Origin of the sequence: Pseudomonas sp. C8002 (assembly GCF_013385765.1) — a bacterium.
GTDB lineage: Bacteria > Pseudomonadota > Gammaproteobacteria > Pseudomonadales > Pseudomonadaceae > Aquipseudomonas.
This window is the reverse complement of sequence record NZ_JACAPJ010000020.1, coordinates 1-25,037: the sequence shown is the minus strand read 5'-3', so window position 1 is coordinate 25,037 and position 25,037 is coordinate 1. Positions and strand designations below refer to the sequence as shown.

The 25,037-nt window shown below is 63.0% G+C and carries 24 protein-coding genes; 14 read left to right on the top strand and 10 right to left on the bottom strand.

What is annotated here, in order from left to right; all coding sequences use genetic code 11:
• Positions 1-33 precede the first annotated feature (33 nt).
• The 3 genes from HX814_RS23590 to HX814_RS23580 all read right to left on the bottom strand — a co-directional run bounded on the left by HX814_RS23590 (position 34) and on the right by HX814_RS23580 (position 3,357).
• Entirely contained in the window at positions 34-1,008 is a 975-nt protein-coding gene (locus HX814_RS23590; RefSeq protein WP_087693093.1) for a FecR family protein, read from the bottom strand.
• A gap of 32 nt (positions 1,009-1,040) precedes the next feature.
• A complete protein-coding gene (locus HX814_RS23585; protein ID WP_003219490.1) occupies positions 1,041-1,541 on the bottom strand; it encodes a sigma-70 family RNA polymerase sigma factor in 501 nt (166 codons plus the stop codon).
• A gap of 67 nt (positions 1,542-1,608) precedes the next feature.
• Complete coding sequence (locus HX814_RS23580) at positions 1,609-3,357, bottom strand: helix-turn-helix domain-containing protein (protein ID WP_003219488.1); 1,749 nt, start codon at positions 3,355-3,357, stop codon at positions 1,609-1,611.
• A gap of 189 nt (positions 3,358-3,546) precedes the next feature.
• On the opposite strand from HX814_RS23580, the gene HX814_RS23575 reads away from it, so the two are divergent.
• From HX814_RS23575 to HX814_RS23515, 13 genes are all read left to right on the top strand, one after another.
• Positions 3,547-4,146 (top strand): amino acid synthesis family protein, encoded by a 600-nt coding sequence (locus HX814_RS23575; RefSeq protein WP_003219487.1) that lies wholly within the window; start codon positions 3,547-3,549, stop codon positions 4,144-4,146.
• 298 nt (positions 4,147-4,444) lie between these two features.
• The gene (locus HX814_RS23570; RefSeq protein WP_003219486.1) at positions 4,445-5,392 is read left to right on the top strand and encodes a flavin reductase family protein; all 948 of its coding nucleotides are present in this window, start codon (positions 4,445-4,447) and stop codon (positions 5,390-5,392) included.
• A gap of 22 nt (positions 5,393-5,414) precedes the next feature.
• Positions 5,415-6,926, top strand: coding sequence for an aldehyde dehydrogenase (locus HX814_RS23565; protein WP_177009179.1), 1,512 nt, complete (start codon positions 5,415-5,417; stop codon positions 6,924-6,926).
• An 18-nt stretch (positions 6,927-6,944) separates the two neighbouring features.
• Complete coding sequence (locus tag HX814_RS23560) at positions 6,945-8,021, top strand: LLM class flavin-dependent oxidoreductase (RefSeq protein ID WP_177009180.1); 1,077 nt, start codon at positions 6,945-6,947, stop codon at positions 8,019-8,021.
• Positions 8,021-8,833 (top strand): alpha/beta fold hydrolase, encoded by an 813-nt coding sequence (locus tag HX814_RS23555; RefSeq protein ID WP_102369460.1) that lies wholly within the window; start codon positions 8,021-8,023, stop codon positions 8,831-8,833. The genes HX814_RS23560 and HX814_RS23555 overlap by 1 nt, the downstream gene beginning before the upstream one ends.
• Positions 8,826-9,221 carry a carboxymuconolactone decarboxylase family protein gene (locus HX814_RS23550; protein ID WP_003219479.1) on the top strand — a complete coding sequence of 132 codons (396 nt, stop codon included), beginning with the start codon at positions 8,826-8,828 and terminating at the stop codon, positions 9,219-9,221. Before HX814_RS23555 ends, HX814_RS23550 begins: the two co-directional genes overlap by 8 nt.
• Before the next feature lie 179 nt (positions 9,222-9,400).
• Complete coding sequence (locus HX814_RS23545; RefSeq protein ID WP_173883048.1) at positions 9,401-10,597, top strand: glycine betaine/L-proline ABC transporter ATP-binding protein; 1,197 nt, start codon at positions 9,401-9,403, stop codon at positions 10,595-10,597.
• Entirely contained in the window at positions 10,590-11,486 is an 897-nt protein-coding gene (locus HX814_RS23540; protein WP_177009181.1) for a proline/glycine betaine ABC transporter permease, read from the top strand. The genes HX814_RS23545 and HX814_RS23540 overlap by 8 nt, the downstream gene beginning before the upstream one ends.
• A gap of 71 nt (positions 11,487-11,557) precedes the next feature.
• Entirely contained in the window at positions 11,558-12,583 is a 1,026-nt protein-coding gene (proX, locus tag HX814_RS23535; RefSeq protein WP_023842851.1) for a glycine betaine/L-proline ABC transporter substrate-binding protein ProX, read from the top strand.
• Positions 12,584-12,809: 226 nt separating this feature from the next.
• Positions 12,810-14,297, top strand: a complete 1,488-nt coding sequence (locus HX814_RS23530) for an NAD-dependent succinate-semialdehyde dehydrogenase (protein WP_087693083.1) — start codon at positions 12,810-12,812, stop codon at positions 14,295-14,297.
• A complete protein-coding gene (locus tag HX814_RS23525) occupies positions 14,294-15,679 on the top strand; it encodes an aspartate aminotransferase family protein (protein WP_177009182.1) in 1,386 nt (461 codons plus the stop codon). Before HX814_RS23530 ends, HX814_RS23525 begins: the two co-directional genes overlap by 4 nt.
• A gap of 139 nt (positions 15,680-15,818) precedes the next feature.
• On the top strand, positions 15,819-16,307 hold the full coding sequence (locus HX814_RS23520; RefSeq protein WP_003219468.1) for an Lrp/AsnC family transcriptional regulator: 489 nt from the start codon (positions 15,819-15,821) through the stop codon (positions 16,305-16,307).
• Positions 16,308-16,346: 39 nt separating this feature from the next.
• Positions 16,347-16,928: a GNAT family N-acetyltransferase gene (locus HX814_RS23515; RefSeq protein WP_003219466.1), complete on the top strand. Its 582-nt coding sequence runs from the start codon at positions 16,347-16,349 to the stop codon at positions 16,926-16,928.
• On the opposite strand, the gene HX814_RS23510 is transcribed toward HX814_RS23515, so the two are convergent.
• A complete protein-coding gene (locus tag HX814_RS23510; protein ID WP_177009183.1) occupies positions 16,906-17,790 on the bottom strand; it encodes an EamA family transporter in 885 nt (294 codons plus the stop codon). The two genes, HX814_RS23515 and HX814_RS23510, sit on opposite strands and share 23 nt — an antisense overlap.
• A gap of 115 nt (positions 17,791-17,905) precedes the next feature.
• Here HX814_RS23510 and HX814_RS23505 point away from each other — a divergent pair, with 115 nt between their 5' ends.
• A complete protein-coding gene (locus HX814_RS23505) occupies positions 17,906-18,712 on the top strand; it encodes a helix-turn-helix transcriptional regulator (RefSeq protein WP_177009184.1) in 807 nt (268 codons plus the stop codon).
• Positions 18,713-19,301: 589 nt separating this feature from the next.
• On the opposite strand, the gene HX814_RS23500 is transcribed toward HX814_RS23505, so the two are convergent.
• Genes HX814_RS23500 through fmdA form a run of 6 tightly spaced genes read right to left on the bottom strand, consistent with a single transcriptional unit; the run spans position 19,302 to position 24,891 of the window.
• Positions 19,302-20,657 (bottom strand): MATE family efflux transporter, encoded by a 1,356-nt coding sequence (locus HX814_RS23500; protein WP_087693088.1) that lies wholly within the window; start codon positions 20,655-20,657, stop codon positions 19,302-19,304.
• A gap of 21 nt (positions 20,658-20,678) precedes the next feature.
• Positions 20,679-21,242, bottom strand: coding sequence for a DUF2239 family protein (locus HX814_RS23495; RefSeq protein WP_177009185.1), 564 nt, complete (start codon positions 21,240-21,242; stop codon positions 20,679-20,681).
• Between the two features lie 50 nt (positions 21,243-21,292).
• Positions 21,293-22,249 carry an AAA family ATPase gene (locus HX814_RS23490; protein WP_087693090.1) on the bottom strand — a complete coding sequence of 319 codons (957 nt, stop codon included), beginning with the start codon at positions 22,247-22,249 and terminating at the stop codon, positions 21,293-21,295.
• Between the two features lie 3 nt (positions 22,250-22,252).
• Positions 22,253-23,296: an aliphatic amidase gene (locus HX814_RS23485; protein ID WP_003218599.1), complete on the bottom strand. Its 1,044-nt coding sequence runs from the start codon at positions 23,294-23,296 to the stop codon at positions 22,253-22,255.
• A 15-nt stretch (positions 23,297-23,311) separates the two neighbouring features.
• Positions 23,312-23,659: a zinc ribbon domain-containing protein gene (locus HX814_RS23480; protein WP_008432727.1), complete on the bottom strand. Its 348-nt coding sequence runs from the start codon at positions 23,657-23,659 to the stop codon at positions 23,312-23,314.
• 2 nt (positions 23,660-23,661) lie between these two features.
• Positions 23,662-24,891, bottom strand: coding sequence for a formamidase (fmdA, locus tag HX814_RS23475; RefSeq protein WP_003218608.1), 1,230 nt, complete (start codon positions 24,889-24,891; stop codon positions 23,662-23,664).
• Positions 24,892-25,037: the final 146 nt, after the last annotated feature.

Below are 25,037 nucleotides of genomic sequence, written 5' to 3'. Positions count from 1 at the left end.
CAAGAAGACGAAGAACTCGAAAAAAACCTGAATCTATCGCGAAATTATTTCCTGGCTACCGTCCGGCAAGGTGCGCAAGGCCACCGGAAGAATGTGCGGCAAGGCCTTGAGCAAAGCGTCGGTGTCGGTGGATTTGAACACGCTGGTCAAGCGCAGGTTGCTCACCGCGGGCGCGCTGACCCGCAAAGGTTGCTCGCGGTAACGTGAGACCTCCCGAGCCACTTCGCCGAGAGTGGCGTTGTTGAACACCAGTTTGCCGGTGCGCCAGGCCGTGAGCTCTTCAGGGTTGACGGCGTAGGCAGCCGCCACCTGGCCCCGGGTATCCACATGGGTGCCCCGGCCGGCCGTGAGCATCACGATGTCATCGGATGAGCGCCCTTGCACTTTGACCGTACCGGCCTCGACCACCACGCGGGTCTGGTCGTCATCGCGGCGCACGTCGAAACGCGTACCGGTGACCGTCACCTGCCCTGCCCCGGCGTCCACCACGAAGGGCCGGCTGGTGTCGTGCTCGACGCTGAACATGGCCTCGCCCTGCTTGAGCTCGATGCCGCGCTGGCCTTTTACATAGTGCACGGCCACCACGCTGCGGCTGTTCAAGTCCATCAGCGAGCCGTCGGGCAATGCCACCTGCCGGTGCTCCCCCAATGCAGTGCGGAACTCGGCGTTATACGTCGCCGGATGATCCAGGCCACTGAACAACCCCAGGCCCAGGGCCACCGCCAGCACACTTGCAGCCACTGCATAACGCAGCACGGGCCGGCGCTTCGCACGCGGCTGCGGGGCGTCGCACAACGCCTGCAAGCGCGCCTTGGGCACCAGGTCGGTGGCACTCCACAAACCTTGCAGCACATCAAATTCGTACTGGTGCTCGGCATGCTCTGCACGCCAGGCATCAAAACGCTCGCGTTCTTCTGCGCTCAATGGGCTGTCCTGCACACGCACAAACCATTGCGCCGCCTCGTCGCGGGCCGTCGCACTGCCGCAGGCACACTCACGGGTATCCATCATGGAAGATCCTGTTTCAAAGCGGGCATTGGTCATGGTGCCATCGCATCCAGGCGGTCACGTAGATGCCGCAGGGTGCGGATCATATACTTTTCCACCATGTTTTTAGACAGGCCCAGGCGTTCGGCGATTTCCTGCTGGGTCAGGCCCTCGATTTTCTGCCAGATAAAAATCTTGCGGCAATTGAGCGGCAGCTCGGCCAGGGCTCGCTCGATGGAATCCGCCAGCTGGATCGCGTGCATGAAATGCTCCGGGTCGCCACTGTGGGGCGAGCTCTGATCAAAGGCTTCCAGGGCCATCGCCTCCCGCCGGTCCTCGCGGCGATAGGCGTCAACGGCGATATTGCGCGCCGTTTGATGCAGATAGGCGCGAGGTTGCTCAACCTTGGTGGCGCTGGATTCAAGCACCCGCACAAAAGTGTCGTGGGCCAGGTCTTCGGCCTGCTGACGGTTTCTCAGGCGGCGCGTCCAGGTCCCGATCAACTCTTCGTAGTGCTCGAAAAAGCCTGTTCTGCGGGGCGGCTGAGGAGTCATCAAGGAAGCACTGGGGAGGCGGGGTGTGAATAGTAATGCTTCCTATTAAGTGGAGCAATGCTACCCGTCAGCTATCAATCACCCGCTGCAAATGAATCGCCAACTCCGTGGCAAACCGCCGTTCCGGCGTTTCCACATCAATCCCGAACAACTCCTGGATCCGCGCCAGCCGATAGCGCAGCGTCGTCACATGCACCCCCATCGCGTCCGCGCATGCCTGGCTGCGGCAGCTCTCCCGCAGATACGCCGTCAGGGTTTCCAGGTACGGCGTCTGGTGCTTGCGGTCATGGGCGAGCATGGCGCCAACGCTGTCGTTGACGAAGGTGCGGATGTCTTCTCCGCCCACGGCCGCGACGAAGATCGGGATCGGCCCGAAATCCTGATCGGAGATCGGCCCGCTGCGGCCGAACGAGCGGGCAATCTCGATCAGCCGCCGGCAGCGCTCCCACGCGGCAGGATAATCCGCCAGCGCCCGGCACACCCCGCTGGCCAGCAGGATCGGCTCGGCACCCAGGTAGTGCGCCAGGTCATCGGTAATCTGCCGTTTGATTTTGCTCAAGCGCTCGCCTTCCGCCGGCACCAGGCACACCAAACCGTTGTCGACAATGATCACCGTGGCCTGCATCCCTGCACGCTGCAGGATGCGCGCGACGTTGTGGTGCAGGTTCTTCGCCTCCCGGGCCTTGGCGCCGTAGTCGACGATGATCATCTGCTGCGCGGTGCTGAAGCTGATGCCCAGCCGCTGGGCGCGCTGCTGGATGTCATCGGCATCGCGCCAGCGGCCCTCGAGCACTTCGAGCAGCAGCTCGGTCTGGGTCCGGGTTTCAAAACGAAAGCGGATAAAACTGCGCATCATCTGCACGCTCAAGGCGAACTTGGCGCTTTCCAGCATCAGCAGGTCCAGCTCGTTGACCGGCGCCGCCACCGGGAACAGCACCAGCGCGCCCACCAGTTCGTGGTCGACCATCAACGGTTCGATCTGCGCCCGCAGGGTGAACTGGCGCTGGCCATCGTCGAGGAACAGGTTGACCGTACTGCGCAGGGCGCTGCGCAAACTTTCCTGGGCGGCCTTGGTGATCTGCACGCTGAGCACCCCGGCGACTGCGGCCTGCCAGGCATTGTCGTCAAACAATGCGGGATCCGGGGAACGCCCCGCCACCACTTGGTTGGCGGTGAAGTCCACGGCGATCACCGGGTTGGGCAACTGGTCGCCGACCATCAGCGACAACGATGTCACCGAACCGCCGCCCAATACGTGTTCAAGCATCGTGGTATGCACATGCAACGCCTGCTGCAGGCGCTCGGCGGCGCGGCGTTCGGCTTCCAGCTGGCGCTGGCGCTCCACGGCAATGGCGCCCAGGTGGATGATCATGCCGAGGAACACCCGGTCTTCTTCCGAAACGTCCATCAGCGTGCGGGAAATCACACTGAGCACCATGGGCCGGCCGTCGAAGTCGGTGCAGTTCATCGGCATCACCATCACCGTGCGGTAATCGCGCTCCAAGGATTCGCGGCGGTAGCCGGGGTACTCGCATTCGCGCACGTCGCGGATGAACACCGCCTCGTTGCGTTGCAGGGCGGTCATCACCGGGCTGGAAGACAGCTCCCAGCAATCCACCAGCGGGCGCTGCACCAGGGTCGGGTCATGGCGGGCGATCACGTGGCCGAAGCCGGCGTCCATGTCGATGGCCATGATCGAACTCATGGTCCAGTGGGTGTGGCGGCAACTGGCGTACACCAACTGGTGCAGCATCGACTGCAGGTCACCGCCGGAGTTGATCTGACTGGCCACATCGCGCAACGACAGTATCTGCATTTCTCGATTCAAGGCGCTCACCCGAACATGGAGGTCACGGCAGCCACGTTGCCTGCCAGGCCCGCCTGATACTTGCTCCGGTTCAGAGCAATGTCCAGTGGATTTGCACTGCGTAACCACGGAAGACGCTGCTGCCCAACGCTCCTAGCCTAAGGCCACAACCAACAGCCAAAAGGGCGACGAGTGATCATGAATCTGGAAAATCTGGGCGTCAGGAAGTACTGCACCTTTATCGAAGAAACCTTTATCGAAGGCGGCAAGGACGCCGGCAAACCGATCACCCTGATCGTGGTGGCAGCCGTGTTGAAAAACCCTTGGGCCGGCCAGGGCTTCGTCGAAAACCTGCGTCCGGAAATCCTGCGCCTGGCCCCCGGCCTGGGCCATGAGATGACCCGTCGCCTGATCGCCCTGATGCCCGGGGGCAAGGTCGAAGCCTTCGGCAAGGCGGCGGCTGTCGGGGTCAACGGCGAAATCGAACACGCCTCGGGCCTGATCCACACCCTGCGCTTCGGCAACCTGTTCCGCGAAGCCGTGGAAGGCACCGCCTACTTGAGCTTCACCAACACCCGCAATGCACCGGGCGCCCTGCTTTCGCTGCCGATGGTGCACAAAAGCGAAACCGGCAAGCGCTCGCACTTTCTCACCGCCAACTTCCAGGTCGCCGATGCCCCGGGCCCCGACGAAGTGCTGATCGCCATCGGCGCCAGCGACGGCTCCCGTGCCCACCCACGGATTGCCGACCGCTACCAGGACATGGCCGAGATGGAAGCGGAACAACCCAAGGACTGACGTCTGGCTGAAGAACGACGCTCAATTGTGGCGAGGGAGCTTGCTCCCGCTGGGTCGCGGAGCGGCCCCATGAGCCCCGCCATGGTCCGCCTGAAAGAACCCGGTTGCCGTTGTGGGGCTGCTTCGCAGCCCTGCGGGAGCAAGCTCCCTCGCCACAGGGTTGATGTTTGCCACAGAAATGCCGGAGCACTGCGAAACGAAGCAAAACTTTCACCTTCGCTACCATTTTTCGACGCAAGCCCACGGTTTCCCTTGCTCGTAGGCTTGCTTCACACCACAAGAACAAAGGAGTACCCCGATGCCGAGCACCGCGATCAGCGCCAACGTTGCAGCCGTCGATCCGGGCGCCTTGCGCCAGGCCTTCGGCACCTTCGTCACCGGCGTCACCGTCATCACCACCCATGACACCGATGGCAACCCGCGCGGCATGACCGCCAATTCGTTTACCTCGGTGTCCCTCGACCCGCCGCTGCTGCTGGTGTGCGTGGGCAAGTCGGCCGCCAGCTACACCGCGTTTGCCAGCACCGAACAGTTTGCCGTGAACCTGTTGCACGAAGGCCAGGTGGACGTCTCCGGGACCTTCGCCTCCAAGTCGCCAGACAAATTCCACACCGTCAACCACGACACCGTGCACACCGGCGCACCGATCCTCACCGACAGCCTGACCTGGTTCGACTGCAGCGTGCACCAGCGAATCGAAGCCGGCGACCACCTGGTGCTGATCGGCCAGGTCCGCGCCTTCGGCACCAGCCCCAAGCTGCCGCTGTGCTTCTGCCGGGGCCGCTACGCGAACATCCAGGACCCGCTGCCGGCCAGTTGGCTGGACTCCCACAAGATGATCATCGGCTACCTGATCGAAGCCGGCGACGCGATCCTGTTTCGCGCCGATGGCCAGGGCGGCTGGACGCTGCCGGTGGCCGGCAAGCGCAAGGGTTTTATCGACGCCGGCGACAGCTCGCTGCCGGTGGAACTGGAATCGACCTTCCTGTACTCGGCGTTCGATGTCGACGACACCGACCCCGGCTACCTGATCTACCGCGCCCAGCTCGGCCCGTTCGACGCCGAGCTGCCCGACACCCTGCGCTTCTTCCCGCTGGACGCGTTGCCCATCGAGCAGATGCCGGTCAACGAACTGCGCTCGGTGGTGCGCCGCTATGCCCGCGAGCGCCAGAACCAGCAGTTCGGCATCTACACCGGCTCTGCCGCCAGCGGCCGCATCGCGATGCTCGAAAACGCGCCCCTTTGACACGCACCTACAGGACTCTTGCATGAAAACCACGGTCAGCGCCCTTGAGGGCAACCGCCTCAACCTGTTTATCGACGGTCGCTTTGTCGCTCCCGACAGCGGCAGCTATGTCGACAGTTTCGACCCCACCACCGGCCAGTCCTGGTACCAGTTCGCCCAGGCCGATGCCGGCGACGTGGCCCGCGCCGTCGCTTCCGCCCACAAGACCTTCAACGACCCGCAGTGGCGCAACATGACACCCACCGCACGCGGCAAATTGTTGTATCGCCTGGCCCAGCTGGTGGCCGAGCACGCCGAAGAACTGGCGCTGCTGGAAACCCGCGACAACGGCAAGCTGCTGCGGGAAATGCGCGCGCAAATGAGCGCCCTGCCCGATGCCTACGTCTACTTCGCCGGCATGGCCGACAAGCTGCAAGGCGAGGTGATCCCGGTCAACAAGCTCAACCAGCTCAACTACAGCAGCCGCGAGCCGTTGGGCGTGGTCGGCATGATCACCCCGTGGAACTCGCCGCTGATGCTGCTCACCGGCACCCTCGCACCGTGCCTGGCCATCGGCAACACGGTGGTGATCAAGCCCTCGGAACACGCCAGCGCCTCCACACTGGCGCTGGCCGAACTGATCATCGAAGCCGGCTTCCCGGCGGGTGTGGTCAACGTAGTCACCGGCAACGGCGCCGTCACCGGCGAGGCCCTGACCCGCCATCCCGACATCGCCAAATACGTGTTCACCGGCAGCACCGAAACCGGTCGGCGTATCGCTGGCAACGCCGCCAATAACCTGGTGCCGTGCCAGATGGAACTGGGCGGCAAATCGCCCCACGTGGTGTTTGCCGATGTGGATATCGAGAAGGCCGTGAACGGCGTGGTCTCCGGGATCTTCGCCGCCGCCGGGCAAAGTTGCGTGGCCGGTTCGCGCTGCTTTGTCGAAGCGCCGATCTACGACAAGTTCGTCGAGGCCCTGGTGGCCCGCACCCAACAGATCAGCGTCGGCCACCCGATGGAAGAACACACCGACATCGGCCCGCTGGCCCTGCAAGCCCAACTGCAAAAGCTCGAAGGCTACATCGCCAGCGGCGCCCAACAAGGCGCGCAGATCGCCGTCGGCGGCAAACGCCCCAGCACCGCGCACCTGTCCGAAGGCTGGTACTTCGAGCCCACGGTGATGGCCAACGCCACCAACGACATGCCGTTCATGCGCGACGAATTGTTCGGCCCGGTAGTGGGTGTGATGCCCTTCACCACCGAAGAGCAAATGCTCAGCCTGGCCAACGATACCCACTACGGCCTGGCGTCCGGAATCTGGACCCAGAACATCGACCGCGCGATGCGCTTTGCCAACCGCATCGACGCCGGCACGGTGTGGATCAACACCTACCGCAGCTCGGCCTACATGTCCGCCAACGGCGGCTTCAAGCACAGCGGATATGGCCGTCGCGGCGGCTTTGACGTGATGCGCGAGTTTTCCCGGGCCAAGAACGTGGTCATCGATTACTCCGGCGAAATGCAGGACCCCTTCGTCATTCGCCTGCGCTGATTATTCAAGGAGCATCTTATGAAATTCGCCGTATCCCTGAGCATGGAACGCTTCTCGCCAGACGTGCCGATGCAGACCGTCATGGCCAACCTGCTGGAGCTGGCAAAGATCGCCGATGCCGGCGGCTTTGAAACCCTGTGGACCTCCGAACACCACACCCTGGAATGCACCATCGCGCCCAACCCGTTCCAGACCCTGACCTGGCTCGGCCAGCACACCGAGCGTATCCGCCTGGGCACCGCTACCCTCGCTGCCGCCTATTGGCATCCGATCCGCCTTGCCGGTGAAGCCGCGCTGTGTGATCACCTGACCCACGGCCGCCTGGAATTCGGCATCGCCCGCGGTTCCTACCAGTACGAGTTCGACCGCATGACCCCCGGCCTGCAACAGCAGGAAGGTGTGGGCTACATGAAGGAACTGGTGCCGGCGGTGCAAAAGCTCTGGACCGGCGACTACGCCCACGACGGCCACTACTGGAAATTCCCGCAGACCGCCGCCGTACCGAAGCCGCTGCAAAAAGGCCACCCGCCGATCTGGGTCGCCGCACGGGACCCGGGCACCTTCGACTGGGCAGTGAGCATTGGCGCCAACATCCTGTCCACCCCGCTCTCGCTGCCGGCGGCCGAAATCGCGGTGCTCGGCGAAAAATTCAACAAGGCCGTGGCCGACAACCCCCACGTGCCACGCCCGCGCTTCATGATGCAGCGCCGCACCTGCGTGTACGCCAACCCCAACGACTGGGAACTGCCGGTCAAGCACAGCATGGATTTTGGCCGCGCCTTCGAGAACCTGATGCAGAACATCGGCACCGTGCACAACGGCTTCCCCGAGCCGGTGCCGTTTGAAAGCGTGCGCGGCAAAGACAACTACAACCCGGAAAACCTGCGGCGCAACTTGATGTTCGGCACCCCGGACGAAATCATCGAAAAGCTGCTCGACTACGAAGCCGCCGGTGTCGACCAGTATTGCCTGGGCCTGACCTTCAACTTGCCGTTCGAACTGCAGAAGCAGACCCTGCGCCTGTTCATCGATGAAGTGATGCCATTCTTCGCCGAGCGCGAGCGCGCCAGACAACGCGACCAGGTCAGCGCGTGATGGGCCAGGCACAACGTTTCAGCGTGGCCAACGTCACGCTCAATTATCGCCTGGACGGGCATGGACCGCGCCCGCTGGTGTGCATCCATGGCGTGGGTTCCAGCCTTGAGGCGTGGGCTGAAACGGTGGCGGGTCTGCAGGAGCAATTCACCGTGCTGACCTTCGACCTGCGCGGCCACGGCCAGTCGTCCCGCACGCCCGGGCGTTATGAGATTGATCATTTGGTGGGTGAGGCGCTGGCCCTGGCGGATCACGTGGGCTTCAAGCAGTTCGACCTGGCCGGGTTCTCGTTGGGCGGGCTGATCGCCCAACGCATGGCCCTGACTCATCCGTCGCGGGTTCACCGGTTGGTGCTGCTGTCGACCGTCGCCGGGCGTAACGCCGAGGAGCGCGAGCGGGTACACGCGCGCCTCGCCGCCTTGCAGGCCGGGGAGCCGGTGGCTCACTACGAGGCATCGCTGTCGCGTTGGCTGACCGAGGATTTTCAGGCGCGCAATCCCGAGGCTGTTACCCGTCTGCGCCAACTGAATGCCGACAACGACCCGGGCTGTTATGCCGCGGCGTATCGCATCCTGGCCGAGTCGGATTTCGGCGAACAGCTGTCACGGATCCGCTGCCCCACGCTGATTGCCACCGGTGCCGAAGACGCCGGCTCCAACCCACGGATGGCGACGTTCATGCACGATCGCATCGAGGGTTCGCAACTGCGGATTCTGCCTGGGCTGCGCCATTGCATCCTGATCGAGGCGCCGCAACAGGTGGCCGCCCTGATACGCGATTTTCTAACCCCTTCGGAGACTCACCATGGATAAATCATTGCAGGCCCAAGGCGAAAGCGTTCGCCGCCAAGTCCTCGGGGATAGCTACGTCGACCAGGCCCTGGGCCGCGCCGACGACTTTTCCCGGCCCTTCCAGGCGGTGCTCAACGAGTACTGCTGGGGCATGGTCTGGACCGACGACAGCCTGGACCTCAAGCAACGCAGTCTGCTCAACCTGGGAATGCTCGCGGCGCTGGGGCGCATGGACGAATTCGGTACGCATTTCTGCGGCGCCCTGCGCAACGGACTGAGCGACGACGAACTGCGCGCCGCCCTCGTGCAGATCGCGGTGTACTGCGGCGTGCCGGCGGGTGTCGAGGCGTTTCGCGTGGCCCGCAAAGCCCGGGAAAGCATGGCTCCATCGGATTCAACGACCGGTTGACGCCCAACCCTTGCACTCGCCACACCGCTCATGCTGTAAGTGCCTTGGCACCACAACAAGAAATTTTTGCGACTGCGCCTTGCGTCGCCTTAGCTCGAAGATTTTTAACTGCCAGTAGCCCAAAAATTTCTATTGATGAAGTTTTCCGCAGATTGCAAAACAACAATTGGAGGCAATTGGTGAGCGAACGACTAAAGATTGAGAACCTCTACAAGGTCTTTTCCTCAACCCCGGACAAGGCCATGCAGCTCTTGACCGCCGGGGCCAGCAAAGACCGGATCCTGGCCGAGACCGCCACCGTGGTCGGCCTCAATAACGTATCGCTGTCGATCCCCAGCGGGGCGATCTACATGATCATGGGCCTCTCGGGCTCGGGCAAATCCACCCTGGCGCGCTGTATCAACCGCCTGAATGAACCGACCGCGGGCAAGATCCTGCTGGACGGCGAAGACCTGGTGAGCCTCGACGAAAACCAACTGCGGGAAGTGCGCCGCACGCGTATCTCCATGGTGTTCCAGCACTTCGCGCTGCTGCCGAATAAAACCGTGATCGAGAACACCGAGTTCGGCCTCAAGCTGCGCGGTGTCTCGGCGGCCGAGCGGCGCAAGCGGGCCCTGGAAGTACTGGCGATTGTCGGCCTGGCCAAGTGGGCCGACCACCATCCCCACGAGCTGTCCGGCGGCATGCGCCAGCGCGTCGGCCTGGCCCGCGCACTGGCCACCGACGCCGACGTGCTGATCATGGACGAGGCCTTCAGTGCCCTCGACCCATTGATCCGCACCGAGATGCAGGACGAGTTGCTGCGCCTGCAACGCACCCTGAAAAAAACCATCCTGTTCATCACCCACGACTTCCAGGAAGCCCTGAAGCTGGGCACACGCATCGCGATCATGGCCGACGGCCAAGTGGTGCGCGAGGGCACGCCCCAGGAAATCGTGATGGACCCGGGCAGCGATTACGTCGCGGCGTTCACCCGGGAGGTGGACCGTTCGCGGCTGTTCGATGCGCGCTCGATCATGGAAAAAGCCCACACGCTGCTGGTGCAGGGTGACACCCGGGTGGTGGGCAATGACAGCACGGCTGCATTCGTACTGAACACCAGCGGCAAGGCGGTCGGCGTGCTGGACTCGGCAGCGCTGCTGGCCGTGGGCGGCGGCGCCGACGCACTGCAACGGCTGTCGAGCCAGTTCGTTTGCGTGCCGGCCAGCGCCAAGCTGGTGGAAGCCGCGCGCCTGCTCAAACCGGGTTTGCCGGTGGCGGTGGTGGATGGCGACGGGCAGTTCGTCGGCACCCTCAACAGCGCGCACATTCTTGATTGCATAGCCAGCGTCCCGGCCCCGCGCCCTGCCGCTGCGGAGGTTGCACAGCATGCTTAGTTCAGAAGACCTCGCGGTTTTACCCGTAGACCAGTGGATCAGCCAGGGTGTGGAGTGGCTGGGGATTCACCTGCGGCCAATGTTCCAGGCGATTCGCTGGCCGGTGGAGCATTTGCTGGGGCTGAGTGACACGGTGATCCACGCGATCCCGTTCCCGGTCATGGTGTTGCTGATGTTCCTGATCGCCTACCGTGCGGCGAGCCTGGGGGTGGCGGTGTTCAGCGCCGTGGCCCTGGTGATGATCGCCGCGTTGGGGGTGTGGGACGAGGCCATGACCACCTTGTCGCTGATCACCACGGCGATTGTGATCTGCATGGTGGTGGGCATTCCGGTGGGCATCTGGTGCGCCCGCAGCGAGCGGGTGTGGGGCGTGATGCGGCCGATCCTCGACATCATGCAAACCACCCCGACCTTCGTGTACCTGGTGCCGGTGGTGATGCTGTTTGGCGTCGGCACGGTGTCGGGTGAAGTGGCGGTGGTGATCTCCGCCTGCCCGCCGCTGATTCGCTTTACCTACCTGGGCATCCGCATGGTCGACACCGAACTGGTGGAAGCCGGCCACGCCTTTGGTGCGGACAAGCGCCAATTGCTCTGGGAAATCCAGCTGCCCCTGGCGATCCCGACGATCCTCGGCGGCCTCAACCAGACCGTGCTCACGGCTATGGTGATGTCGGTGGTGGTGGCGATGATCGGCGCCGAAGGCCTCGGCCTGGTGGTGCTGCAAGGCCTGGGTCGGATGGACGTGGGTCGCGCGGCGGTGGGCGGGATTGCCATTGTGCTGCTGGCGATGATGCTCGACCGGATCACCCAGAACCTGGCGCAACCGACAATGCGCAAGCGCAAGTCGCTGTTCAAGCGACTGCTCAATCCGAACCCGGTAAACGCATAACAAAAAGAACCTCATGAATGCCCGTTGTTGACTGCCAACCCTAACCATAACGAGAAAAAAAAGAGGAAATCATGATGCATCCATTCAAAGCCTTGCTTGGATTTGCAGCAGTGTTGTACCTGGCAAGTACGCAGGTGTGGGCCGAGGATTTGCCGGGCACCGGCAAGACCATCCGCTTCGTGCAATCGGAAAGCACCGGCGGCAACTACGTACTGACCAAAATCGCGATCGAGGCCACCAAGCGCCTGGGCTACGCGAGCAAGTTGAGCACCGTCAACACCACCCTGTTCTTCCCCGCCGCGGCCCAGGGCGACCTGGACCTGTCGATGGACGTGACCTTGCCGATGCTGCAACCGAGCTTTGACAAGGTGAAGGACCGTACCGAAGTGGTGGGCTCGGGCTTCATTACGGGCGCTGGCTATAACGGCTACATGATCGACAAGAAAACCGCCGACGCGTACGGCATCACCAGCCTGGAACAAATGAAGGACCCGAAAATCGCCGGGCTGTTCGGCAAGGACGGCAAGGCCAACCTGATCAGTTGTGATCCGGGCTGGGGCTGTGGCGATGTGGTGGATTACCAGCTCGACAAGTTCGGTCTCAAGGACACGGTTAACCCGGTACGCGGCAAATACGAAGCACTGATGTTCGAAAACGTCGCCCGGCTGAAACGTGGCGAGCCGGTGTTTTTCTATGCGTGGGCACCGTCGTGGATGACCAACACCATGGTGCCGGGCAAGGACGTGGTGTGGCTGCCGACGCCGTTTGATGCGTTGCCGGGCAATGTGCCGAGCACCACTTCGGCACTGACGCCCGGGGTTGCCGGGTGCGCCGGCGGGGCTGATCCATGCCGCATGGCGATGGCGGCGTGGAACTGGTATGCGATTGGCAACAAGCAATTCATCGCGGCGAATCCGGCGATCAAGAAGTTGGTGGAGCAGATGACGTTTTCCCAGGCAACCTGGAGTTATTGGGAAAAAACCATCAGCGCCGACGGCTCCAGCGAACGCAACATTCGCAAGCTGGCGGAGGACTGGATGAAGGAAAACAAAGCGACGTTTGACGGCTGGGTGGCCACCGCAAAAACCGCCAAGTAGCACCGATTCAATGTGGGAGCTGGCTTGCCTGCGATAGCGATGTTGAATTCACCGTCGCCATCGCAGGCAAGCCAGCTCCCACAGTCGATTTTCACCCGCCGCAAAAATAACTGTTTTGGCGGGCGCAATCAGAAAAAACCCACTGCCCCACCCCCACCAAACCACCAATCCCGCGCCTGCCCCTGCCCTAGCATTGCACCCACTCAGCCCATCCGGAGTGACCCCGATGACCTACAAACACCCGCTGCTGTTCAAAGCCCTGTGCTACGTCGACGGCCATTGGGTCCACAGCGCCAGTGCCAGCACCATCGCCGTACATGACCCGGCGAACCAACAGTTGATCGGCCACGTGCCGATGCTGGAAAAACCGCAAATTGTCGCCGCAATCGACGCCGCCCACCGCGCGTTTTCCGCCTGGCGTGAACAGAACCTCGATGCCCGCGCCACGATCCTGCGGCGCTGGGCGGCACTGATCCTCGAACACCAGGAGGACCTCGCCCGCATCCTCAGCCAGGAACAAGGCAAACCGCTGGCCGAAGCCCGCGGCGAAATCGCCTATGCCGCAAGCTTCATCCCGTGGTTCGCCGAAGAAGCCCGCCGCCTGTACGGCCAGAATATCCCCAGCCATATCCCCGGTGCACACCTGGGCACAGTCAAGGAACCCGTAGGCGTCTGCGCCCTGCTGACCCCATGGAACTTCCCCTCGGCCATGATCACCCGCAAGGCCGCCGCCGCCCTCGCCGCCGGGTGCACGGTGGTGGTCAAGCCGGCCCATGAAACGCCCTACTCGGCGTTGGCCCTCGCGCAACTGGCCGAAGAAGCCGGCTTCCCGCCGGGCGTGTTCAACGTGGTGCTGGGCGAGCCACAGATGGCCATGCAAACCCTGGTGCAGGACACCCGCGTGCGCTCGGTAAGCTTCACCGGCTCGACCCGGGTCGGCAAGCTGGTACTGCAGGCGGCGGCCCAGGACGTGAAGAAGGTCTCGCTGGAACTGGGCGGCAATGCGCCATTTATTGTCTGCGCCGACGCCAACCTTGAGCTGGCAGTGAGAGTCGCGGTCGAGGCCAAGTTCCAGACCTCCGGCCAGGACTGCTGCGCGGCCAACCGGATCATGGTCGACCGTTCGATCTACTCCGAATTCCTCAGCCGCTTCGCTGCCGCCGTGCGTGAGTTACGGGTCGGCCCGGCATTGGTCGACGGGCAAGAGCAAAGCGTCGACATCGGCCCGTTGATGCACCAGGCCGCCTTCGACGTCACCGCCGAACGCGTGGCCGACGCCCTGGAGCTGGGCGCGCAACGCCTGGTGGGCTGCGAAGGCCACGCCCTGGGCGGGCTGTTTTACCAGCCAACGGTACTCGCCGACGTGACCCCACAAATGCGCATCTACCGCGAAGAAAACTTCGCGCCGATTGCCGGGGTGCTGCCGTTCGACTCGATTGACCAGGCCATCGAAATGGCCAACGACACCGAGTACGGCCTGGCCGCCTACATTTGTTCCAACCGCCTGGACCTGATCTACCCGCTGATCCGCCGCCTCGACCACGCCATGATCGCGGTCAACGGGGTGAAATTCACCGGTCACCCGATTCCCTTCGGCGGCATGAAAGCCTCGGGCCTGGGCCGTGAAGGCGCCGCCGAGGGCTTCGAAGCCTTTGTCGAAACCAAATACTTTTGCCTGCATCACCAAGGCCAATTCCAAGGAGAGCAACCATGAGCCAAGCATTCAACAGCCTGTTCGAACAAGACCGCGCGCACTTCATGCACCCGTCCACCCACGCCCATGATCACGCCAGCGGCGCACTCAAGGGCCGCATCATCAAGAGCGCCTCGGGCATCCGCATTCGCGACCAGGAAGGCCGCGAATTCATCGATGCGTTTGCCGGCCTGTACTGTGTAAACATCGGCTATGGCCGCACCGAAGTTGCCGACGCCATCTATAAGCAAGCCAAGGAGCTGGCCTACTACCACACCTATGTCGGTCACTCGACCGAGGCAATCATCGAGCTGTCGAGCCGCATCATGGACTGGGCGCCCAAAGGCATGAAAAAGGTCTACTACGGCCTGTCCGGCTCAGACGCCAACGAAACCCAGATCAAGCTGGTGCGTTACTACAACAACGTACTGGGCCGTCCGCAGAAGAAGAAAATCATCTCCCGCGATCGCGGCTATCACGGCTCAGGCATCATGACCGGCAGCCTCACGGGCCTCGCCGCCTTCCATCAGCATTTCGACCTGCCGGAAAAAGGCATCCAGCACACCATTTGCCCGCACTGGTACCGCAAGGCACCGGCGGGCATGGACGAGGCTGCGTTCGTGCGTTACTGCGCCGATGAGCTTGAAAAAATGATCCTCGCCGAAGGCCCGGACACGGTCGCGGCGTTCATTGGCGAACCGGTGATGGGCACCGGTGGCATCGTGGTGCCCCCGGCCGGTTACTGGGCGGCGATCCAGGCGGTACTGAACAAGTACGATGTGTTGTTGATCGCTGACGAAGTGGTCTGCGCGTTCGGCCGGCTGGGCTCGAAAATGGGCAGCCAGCGCTACGGCATGCGCCCGGACCTGATCACCACGGCCAAGGGGCTGACCAGCGCCTATGCCCCGCTGTCAGCGGTGATCATCGGTGAGAAGGTGTGGGACGTGATTGAAAAGGCCTCGACCCACGAAGGCGCCATGGGCCACGGCTGGACCTACTCCGGGCACCCGATCTGCGCCGCGGCGGCGCTGGCAAACCTGGATATCCTGGAACGGGAGAACCTCACGGCGAACGCCGACGAAGTCGGTGGGTACCTGAACCGTCGCCTGCGGGAAACCCTCGAAGGTCACCCGCTGGTGGGCGAAGTACGCGGCGACGGCCTGCTCGCCGCCGTGGAATTCATGGCCGACCGTGAGCAACGCACGCCGTTTGATCCTGCGCTCAAGGTCGGCCCCAAAGTCTCGGCGGCCTGCCTGGAACGCGGGATGATCGCCCGGGCCATGCCACACGGCGACATCCTCGGCTTTGCGCCGCCGCTGATTTTGACCAGGGCGGAGGCAGACCTGATCGTCGACATCACCAAAGGCGCGATCGACCAGGTGGCCGGGGAAGTGTTGGGCTGATGAGTTTCCCTTAGGAGCAAGCTTGCTCGCGATGGTCGTGAACGATAACGTGCTAATCCTGAATTAACGCGTCGTCCTCAGGCTCATCGCGAGCAAGCTCGCTCCTACAGGGTCCGTGCGCCTTTGGAGTTCGTTGCCGATGCACAAGCTTGACCGCTACGACCTGAAAATCCTGCGTATCCTCTCCGAGGACGGGCGCATCACCAAATCGAGCCTGGCCGAGGCCATCAACCTTTCGGTAACGCCCGCCTGGGAGCGCGTGCGCAAGCTGGAAAGTGCCGGCCTGGTCAAGGGCTACCGCGCGGTGATCGACTGGAATCAGGTGTTCAAGAGTCAGCAACTGCTGGTGGAAATCACCCTCGCCCGGCACACCGCCCAGGACATGCGCCGCTTCGAACAACGCATGAGCGACGCCCCCGACGTGGAGTTCTGCTACGCCACCGGCGGCGGCGTGGACTACATCGCAATGATCCGCGCAGCCGACATCGACCAGTACCAGCGTTTCATCGATCAACTGCTGATGGAAGACCTGGCCATCGAGCGCTACTTCACCTATATCGTCACCAAAACCATCAAGACCACCGGCGCGCTGCCGGCCCAGGCGCTGGACGATACGGCCTGTTCCTGATGCTTGTATAACGCCCGTAATCCCGGCAGGATTGCGCCCGTGATCTTCACGGACGAGCACATGATGACCCTGCCCTTTTTCGCCCCCGTACTTCTCACCACCGAACGCCTGGGCCTGCGCCCTCCCCATCAGGATGACTGGCGCGCGCTGTTTGCCATTTGGTCCGACCCCGAGGCCATGCGCTACTTTTCCTTTCCCACCATGACCCGCGCCGAGCAGGCCGTTGAACGCTTCGGCCAACTGATGGAAGCCTCGATTGCCGGTGAAGACCTGGTGTGCATGGTGGAGTTGCTGGCCACCGGCGAGGTGATCGGCAGTTGCGACCTGTTCAATGTCGACGAGCAATGCCGCCGCGCTGAAATCGGCTTTACCCTGGGCCGCCAGCATTGGGGCAAGGGCTACATGAGCGAAGCCGCCCGCGCCGTGATCGACCATGGGTTCAACACCGCCGGGCTGCGCCGCCTTGAAGCCGACATTGACCCACGCAACCTGGGCTCCGCGAAGCTGCTTGAGCGCCTGGGTTTCGTCCGCGAAGGCTTGCTGCGCGAGCGCTGGGTGGTCGGCGACGAGATCTCGGACAGCGCGCTGTATGGCCTGCTCAAGCGTGACCGTCCTGCCTGACCCACAACGGGCGCCCCTTCTTCAGGCCGACGATCAGGGCCAAGAGGATCAAGCCCATGGCCTGCCACTGCGAAACCCCGGGGCGCTCACCCAGGATCAGCATTGAGCTGACGATGCCGAACACCGGGATCAGCAGTGACAGGGGCGCCACCCGGGAAACCGGGTACTCGCGCAACAGCAGGTTCCAGCCCCAGTAACAGAAGTGCGTCGCGCCATACACCTGGAACGCCAGCGAGAACAACGCCACGCCGTTCAGTTGAGCAGGCAAAGCGATAAAGGCTTGCGAGCCATCCAGCAGCCACGTCAACAGCACCAGCGGCAACGGCGCAAACAGGCTGGCCCAGACTACGAAGGCAAAGATCTCCCGCACCCCGGAGACCTTGATGATGATATTGCCGATGCTCCAGGCCAACGCGCTGAACAGCACCAAGGCAAACCCCAGCATCGTGGCCGCGCCCTGCACACTCAACAGCATGCCCACCAGGCCCATGGCCGCCAGCGCCACGCTGATCAATTGCGGCACGGACAGGCTTTCACGAAACAGCAGCACGCCCCAGCCCATGGTGAAAAATGCGCTGAACTGGATCAGCAACGACGCGCTGCCGGGCGGCACGCCCATGGCGATCCCGAGGTTGATCAAGGCCCACATCGCCACCCCGAATATCAAGCCATAGGCCGCCAGCCACTTCACCGCGACCTGGGGCCGGCGCACCAGAAACACCCAGGGCAACGCCGCCAGGGTGAACCGCAGGGCCGTCAGCAACAGCGGGTTGATCTCGGCCAGGCCGAGTTTGGTAATGGGGAAATTGAGTCCCCACACAGCCGTCACCAGGACGGCCAGTAACAGGTGTTTTTGCTTCATCGTGACGGGTCCATTGACTCGGTGGCACGACAGGAGGCCGTGCATCCGACAGATTTTTTCGTAAACCGCGATGGCCCGCCTGCGATTGTGGGTCAACAAAGGCTAGAATCAGGCCATGCCCGATATTCATCCCTACGAAAACACCCCGCGCGACGTGGTCGTGACCGCCATCGACTATGCCGACGGCGAGCTGTTCCCCGCCCACGCGCACCCGCGAGGCCAGTTGGCCTATGCCAGCCAGGGTGTCATTACCGTCTACAGTGCCATCGGTAACTGGGTGGTGCCGCCCCGCCGCGCGATCTGGGTGCCGCCGCATGTGTCCCACGCCATGCTGATGCGCGGGCCGGTGACGATGCTCAACACCTACATTCGCCCGCAGGCGGCGCGGCGGCTGGAGTTGCCGCAACAGTGCCAGGTGCTGGATGTGTCGCCGCTGCTTGGGCAGTTGCTGGAGAAGGCCGTCGAGGTACCTGCGCGTTACGCGATGGGTGGCCGCGACAGCTATTTGATGGGCTTGCTGCTGCACGAGATCGCCCGGATGCCGGTGCTGCCGCTGTGTGCGCCGTTGCCGGCCGAGCCTCGATTGGCGAAGGCCTGCGAAGAGTTCCTGGCTGGGCCTTCGTTGGAAATCGGCATTGATGCCATGGCCCTCGGCGCGGGTATGAGCCGCCGGACTTTTACCCGCCAGTTCCGCCAGGCCACGGGGATCAGTTACCTGCAATGGCGCCAGCAAGCCTGTTTGCTGGCGGCGATTGTGCGGCTGGGCAATGGGGAACCGGTGACCAGGGTGGCGCTGGATCTGGGGTATAGCAGCCCGAGTGCGTTTGCCACGGTTTTCAAGCGTGTGTTGGGTGAGGTACCGAGCCGTTATTTCACCAGGGAGTTGCGGGGGGGTGGGTCGCGGTACATATCCGTTATTTAGGTAACGACCACCTAGGATTCCGCTCTTACAGCGGGTCACTTTTGAACAGCCGGAATGCCGGCCCAGTCAAAAGCAAGCAAAACGCTCCTGCCCCACCACTCGGCACCTCGCCTAGGCTCGGTGTGCCTAAGATCAAAATCAAAAGCTAAAGCGGGCACGGTTCAAATGTGGGAGCTGGCTTGTCGGGTCGCCGCATCGCTGCGATGGCATCAACTGGGTGTACCTGATGCACCGAGGTGTCTGCATCGCCGGCAAGCCAGCTCCTACAGAAGAGCAGCTCCACCTTCGCTCTGGCTTTTGATCTGGCTTTCAACACTCAGGTCGGCTTTCAGGCCGCCGTGCTTTTGATCTTGATCTTGATCTGACTGCCCCAATAAGCCCGAGGCCGAACGCAGGTATTGCGCAGCGGGTAAACCGGCAGGACGCCGGTTTAGCCGCGCCGGGCCATGGATGGCCCGTCGCGGCGGCCCGCTTCGCGGTGCCGGAGTGAGGGAACACCGAGCCTAGGCGAGGTGCCGACAGGCGGGGCAGAGCGCTTTGGTTACTTTGCCGCTTTTTGTACACCCCGCCCCGCCCCGCCAAAAAAACCTCACACCAACCGCTTGATCTGCTTATGCCGCCAAACCAGCCGGTAATACGCCGTCTGCAACCCCAACATCGCCAGATACGTCACCGGAAACGCCATCCACACCCCTTCCAGCCCAAACCGCGTATTCAGCAGATACGCCACCGGCAACTCCACCCCCAACACGCAAACGATCGAGATCCCCACCGGCACCAGCACCACCCCGCTGGCCCGCATGATCCCGCCCACCACGGCCTGGAAACCGAACACCAGGATGCTCCAGAGCATGATATGCAGCAGGTGCTCGGCCTTGACCCGCGCATCCACGTCGGTAATGAACAACCCCAACAGCCAGTGCGACAACACATACCCCAGCACTATCAACCCACCCGTCAGGCACAGGTTGATCAAAATCCCCGTACGCAGGATCGGCCCGATCCGCTCCAGGCGCCCCGCCCCGATCGCCTGCGCCCCCAGAATCGACGCCGTGATCGCAATCGACAACGCCGGAAACTGCACATAGTTGACGATCTGCGTCACCGCCCCATACGCCGCCGTCGCCTGGGAACCATGGCTGTTGACCAGCGCCAGAATCACCAGCTCCGACAACGACAGCACCACCATCTGCAACCCAGTGGGCAACCCGATACGCAGGACCTTGCCCAGGATCACCCGATCCAGCCGCAGCGCCGCCATCAACTGGCGATCCGGCGCCATCACGTGGTTTTTATGGCGCAGGCGCAGCACCAGGAACGTCATCGCCAGGGCATTACCCACCAACCCCGCCACCACCGCGCTCTGGATACCCATCGGCGGCAGGCCCAGCCAGCCCTTGATCAGCGCAGGGGTCAGCACCAGGCCCACGGTGGTCGACACCATCAGCGCCAATAAGGGCGACACCGTGTCACTCACGCCCCGCAGCAGTTGGGTGAACAGGATGAACACCAGCAACAGCGGCATGATCAGCATCATCATCTGCGCATAACCCACCGCGTCATCCAGCACATCCACCGGTGTGCCCAGGGCCTGCATTGCCGGGCGCGCAAACACGCTGCCCAGCACCGCCGCGATCACCCCGATCAGGGCGCCGAGGGTCAGGGTGGCGCCGGTGATCGACTTGACCATCGAGGTTTCCTGCGCGCCCCACGCCTGGCCGATCAGCACCGAAGCGCCCGCCCCCAGGCCGATCACCAGGGCGATAAAGAAAAACACGATGGGGAACATCCCCGACACCGCCGCCAACGCCTGGGTGCCGAGCATCTGCCCGACATAGATCCCGTTCAGCGTGCCGGAAAAGCTCTGGAGGAAATTGGACAGCACCATGGGTGCCAGAAAGATCAGGTAGATCTGCCACAACGGTCGTTGCTGGGTGACTTCCATGAGGTTCGGATCTCAATGCAATTAGGCAGGGAAAGCGTTGCGTGACAACCAGGCCAGGTACAACTTCACATCCACCGGCCAGTGCGCGATCCTGTTGGAAAATTCCGCGCCGTCCTGGGCAAACAACGCCCGCGAGGCTTCTTCAAAACCTGGCAGGTCGCCGCCGATGGCGCTCATGAAACGATAGCTGGACTCCTTCGCCTGGCGCCGCTCATCGTGCTCGGCATGGGCGTTGCGCGCTTCGTCCACCAACCGGCGCAAGGCCGCCGAGGCGCCGCCGCGTTGTTGTCCGAGCCACTCCCAGTGCCTCGGCAGCAAGGTCACTTCACGGGCGACCACCCCCAGCTTCGGACGGCCTACAGCAGGTGACGCCGGCACGTCGGCCTCCGTCACCGCGAGGGTCGGTTGCTGCGGTGCGTAACCGGCGGGCCAGGGATAGTCGACTTGAACACCGCTGGCGTCATCAAACACCAGCAAGCTGCCCGTCGCCAGGTCGAGGCTTTTCAGGTTTTTGGCGACGTCGGCATAAGAGCCGGCAGCCACGCGTTGGTGGCCAAGGAAGGCGGTGCACTGTGATGCGCTCATGACTTTTACCCGGATTATTTTATTTTACCCGGGTTATATTAGTCTGAAATTTATTGGATGCAAGCCGCTTGTTGCGAAACCACCAAACGATCACTGTCGACAGTCGCGCCCATGGGGCCCACACCCGGGTCGCGCAATACGCATTCGGCAATCGCCGGCTCCAGCTCCACCCGCAATCGGCGGCCCAAGGCGCGGGCGCCGAACCGTACGTCATGGTCGCGGCACAGCCAGGCACGTGCCGATTCATCCAGCACCAATGATCGGTGCTGCGCCGCCAGGCGTTGATTGAGTTTGCCGAGTTCCACCTTGAGCAGCGCCTCAAGCCACTGATGGTCGATGGGCTCGAACATCAGGATACGATCGATGCGATTGAGAAATTCCGGCTCGAAGTGGCGGTGCAAGGCGTCCTCCAACACCCCCGCTTCACCGCGCCCCCACCAGCGCAACGGGGCAAAGCGTTGCCGGTGCCGACGCGCCTGCTGGGCGCCGATATTGCTGGTCATGAAGATCAGGCTGTTGCGAAAGTCCAGCGTACGAGTGCCGCCCGCCAGCGTCAGCTGGCCGTTTTCAAGGATGCCCAGCAGGCTGCGCACCACCTCCTGGCTGGCTTTCTCCAACTCGTCGAACAGCACGATACCAGGGCGGCTGTAGCTACCCTGGATCAGTTCGCTGTTGAACAGGCTGATGCCCTCCTTGCTGCCGACATAACCCGGCGGTGCACCGGTGAGTGCGGCGGCATAATGCTCCTGGGCCAGGGTGTGCATGTCGATACGGCAGAACCCGTCGGCACGCCCGTGCAACGCCTGGGCCAGCAGCCGGACGATTTCCGTCTTGCCGACCCCGGTAGGCCCCATGAACAGGTTGACGCTCAACGGCCGCTCACGCTCACCGATATCGGCCTTGACCACCTTGAGCAACCCTTCCATTTGGGCCAGGGCTGCGTCCTGGCCAACGATACGGCTGCGCAGCAAGGCCATGACCTGGGCCGGTTCAAAAGTAAACCGCATGCCTCAACCCGCCGTTTTTTCTTTACCGCCATGGGGCAACTGCCCCACCGGGCATTCGGCGACACCGACGGTGCTGCGAGTGAATGCCTCGACATTCTCTTGGGCCTTTTGCGCGTCCAGCACCCAGGTGCGATAGAACTCGAATGGGCAATCCGCCACGCCCTTGTCCCCATCGCCCGAGGCATGCATGCCGGTGTAGCCACGGTGCAGCAACTTGAACAGATGGTTCTGCGACTGGTCGTTGGCCCGCGCATCGCGGATCTGCGACACCGACAGCTGGGCGTACTGAATGCCCATCTCTTCCTCGCCGCACTCGCCCAGGGTACGGCCATCGAAGCCGATGATCGCCGAGTGCCCGAAGTACGAATACACCCCGTCGAACCCCGCCGCATTCGCCACCGCCACGTAGCAGTTATTGGCCCAGGCCATGCTCTTGGACATCTGCACCTGCTGCTCCTTGGCCGGGTACATATAGCCTTGGCAGCGCACGATCAGCTCGGCGCCTTTCATCGCACAGTCACGCCAGATCTCCGGGTAGTTGCCGTCGTCGCAGATGATCAGGCTGACCTTCATGCCCTTGGGCCCGTCGCACACGTAGGTGCGATCGCCCGGGTACCAGCCCTCGATCGGGCACCACGGAATGCATTTGCGGTAACGCTGGACGATCTCGCCGAGGTTATTGATCAGCACCAGCGTGTTGTACGGCGCCTTGTGCGGGTGCTCCTCGTGGCGTTCACCGGTCAGGGAAAACACGCCCCAGGTATTGGCCTGGCGGCAGGCCGCGGAGAAAATCGCCGTCTCCTCGCCGGGAATACTCGCGGCGGTCGCCATCATCTCGTCGTGGTCGTACATGATCCCCATGGTGCTGTATTCGGGGAACACCACCAGGTCCATGCCGGGCAAACCCTGCTTCATGCCGACAATAATCTCGGCAATCTTCTTCGCGTTATCGATGACCTCGGCCTTGCTGTGCAGGCGCGGCATCTTGTAGTTCACGACAGCAACGCCGACCGTATCCGGGCTGCTGGAAATGTCGCCATGGCGCATTGCAAATCTCCTCGGTCAGTGACTGATCATCCAGGGCCGTGGCCCGGTCCTGGTCTTGAGCCCCAGCGGGTTGGCCTTGCTCGGCACCACCGGCTTGCTGGTGCCACAGCAACTGCAGCCCGCCGGGTGCTTGCGCGCTGCCTGATATTCGCCGACGGTTTGCGGCGCATGGGCGCTGCGCTCGTTACCGGCTATGGCCTTGCGCTGATTGGCCGACAGCGTGGTCAGCGCCGGCGCCGACAGCAGCAACTGCCCGCCCGGGCCGTCGCAATACGGGCATTGGCTGGGTTCGTGACGCTGGGCCATGGGCCGCAGCATCGTGAAGGTGCCGCAGGACTCACAGGCATATTCGTAGGTCGGCATGGCTACAGGTCCGGAGCGATGGGCAGGTCGATGCTGCCGTCGAGGAATTGGGTCGGGCCGCTGGCATTGGGGTTGATGTCGAACTCGAAGATTTCAGTCGGCAGCCACAACGTCGCGCAGGCGTTGGGGATGTCCACCACGCCGCTGATATGCCCCTGCACCGGCGCCGAGCCGAGCAACGCATACCCCTGGGCCGGCGAGTAGCCGAACTTGGTCAGGTAGTTGATCGCATTCAGGCAGGCCTGGCGGTAAGCGACATTGACGTCCAGGTAATGCTGCTGGCCCTGTTCGTCGACGGAGATGCCTTCGAAGATCAGGTAGTTCTTGTAGTTCGGGGTGATCGGGCTTGGCTTGAACACCGGGTTCTTGATCCCGTATTTGGCCATGCCGCCCTTGATCAGCTCGACCTTCATGTGCACCCAGCCGGCCATTTCGATGGCGCCGCAAAAGGTGATTTCGCCGTCTCCCTGGCTGAAGTGCAAGTCGCCCACCGACAGGCCAGCGCCGTTGACGTACACCGGGAAATAGATCTTCGAGCCGCGGGACAAATCCTTGATATCGCAGTTGCCGCCATGCTCACGGGGCGGCACGGTGCGGGCACCGGTGGCCGCGGCATCGTCACGGGCCGAGCCCTTGAGTTTGCCCATGTGCGCGGTGGCGGCCAGCGGGGCGTTGGCCAGGGGTGGGACGCGGGTCGGGTTGGTGTCGATCAGCTCCTGCTCGCGACGATTCCAGTCGGCGAGCATCACCGGGTCGGGCAGGCAGCCGATCAGGCCGGGGTGGATCAGGCCCGCAAAATTGACGCCCGGGATGTGCCGGGAGCTGGTGAACATACCCTTGAAATCCCAGATGGCTTTTTGCGCGCTGGGGAAGTGATCGGTGAGAAAGCCGCCGCCGTTCTGGCGGGAGAAGAAGCCGTTGAAGCCCCACTGGGAGTCGGCCTTGGCGCCGATGTCGAGCAGGTCGACCACCAGCAAGTCGCCGGGTTCGGCGCCGTGTACGCCCACCGGGCCGGAGAGGTAATGTACGGTGGAGAGGTCGACGTCGCGCACGTCGCTGGCGTCGTCGTTGTTCTTGATGGCGCCGGCGGTCCAGTCGTAGGTTTCGAGGATGAAGTCATCGCCGGGTTTGACCCAGCAAGCCATCGGGATGTCCGGGTGCCAACGGTTGTGGATCTGTTCGTTTTCGGTGACGGGTTGGTTGAGGTCGACTTTGATCAGGGTGTCGGTCATCGAGGTGCTCCCGGAGGGTGGGTTGGCTGTCGGGAGCAGTCTCACGGGGATGGGGTTGGGCGGGGAATACGTTGGATGACGTATGCGTCTTTGGGGTTGGGGGGCATATCCGTTTTTTGGGTGATGGCTGATATCGGTTCCGCTCT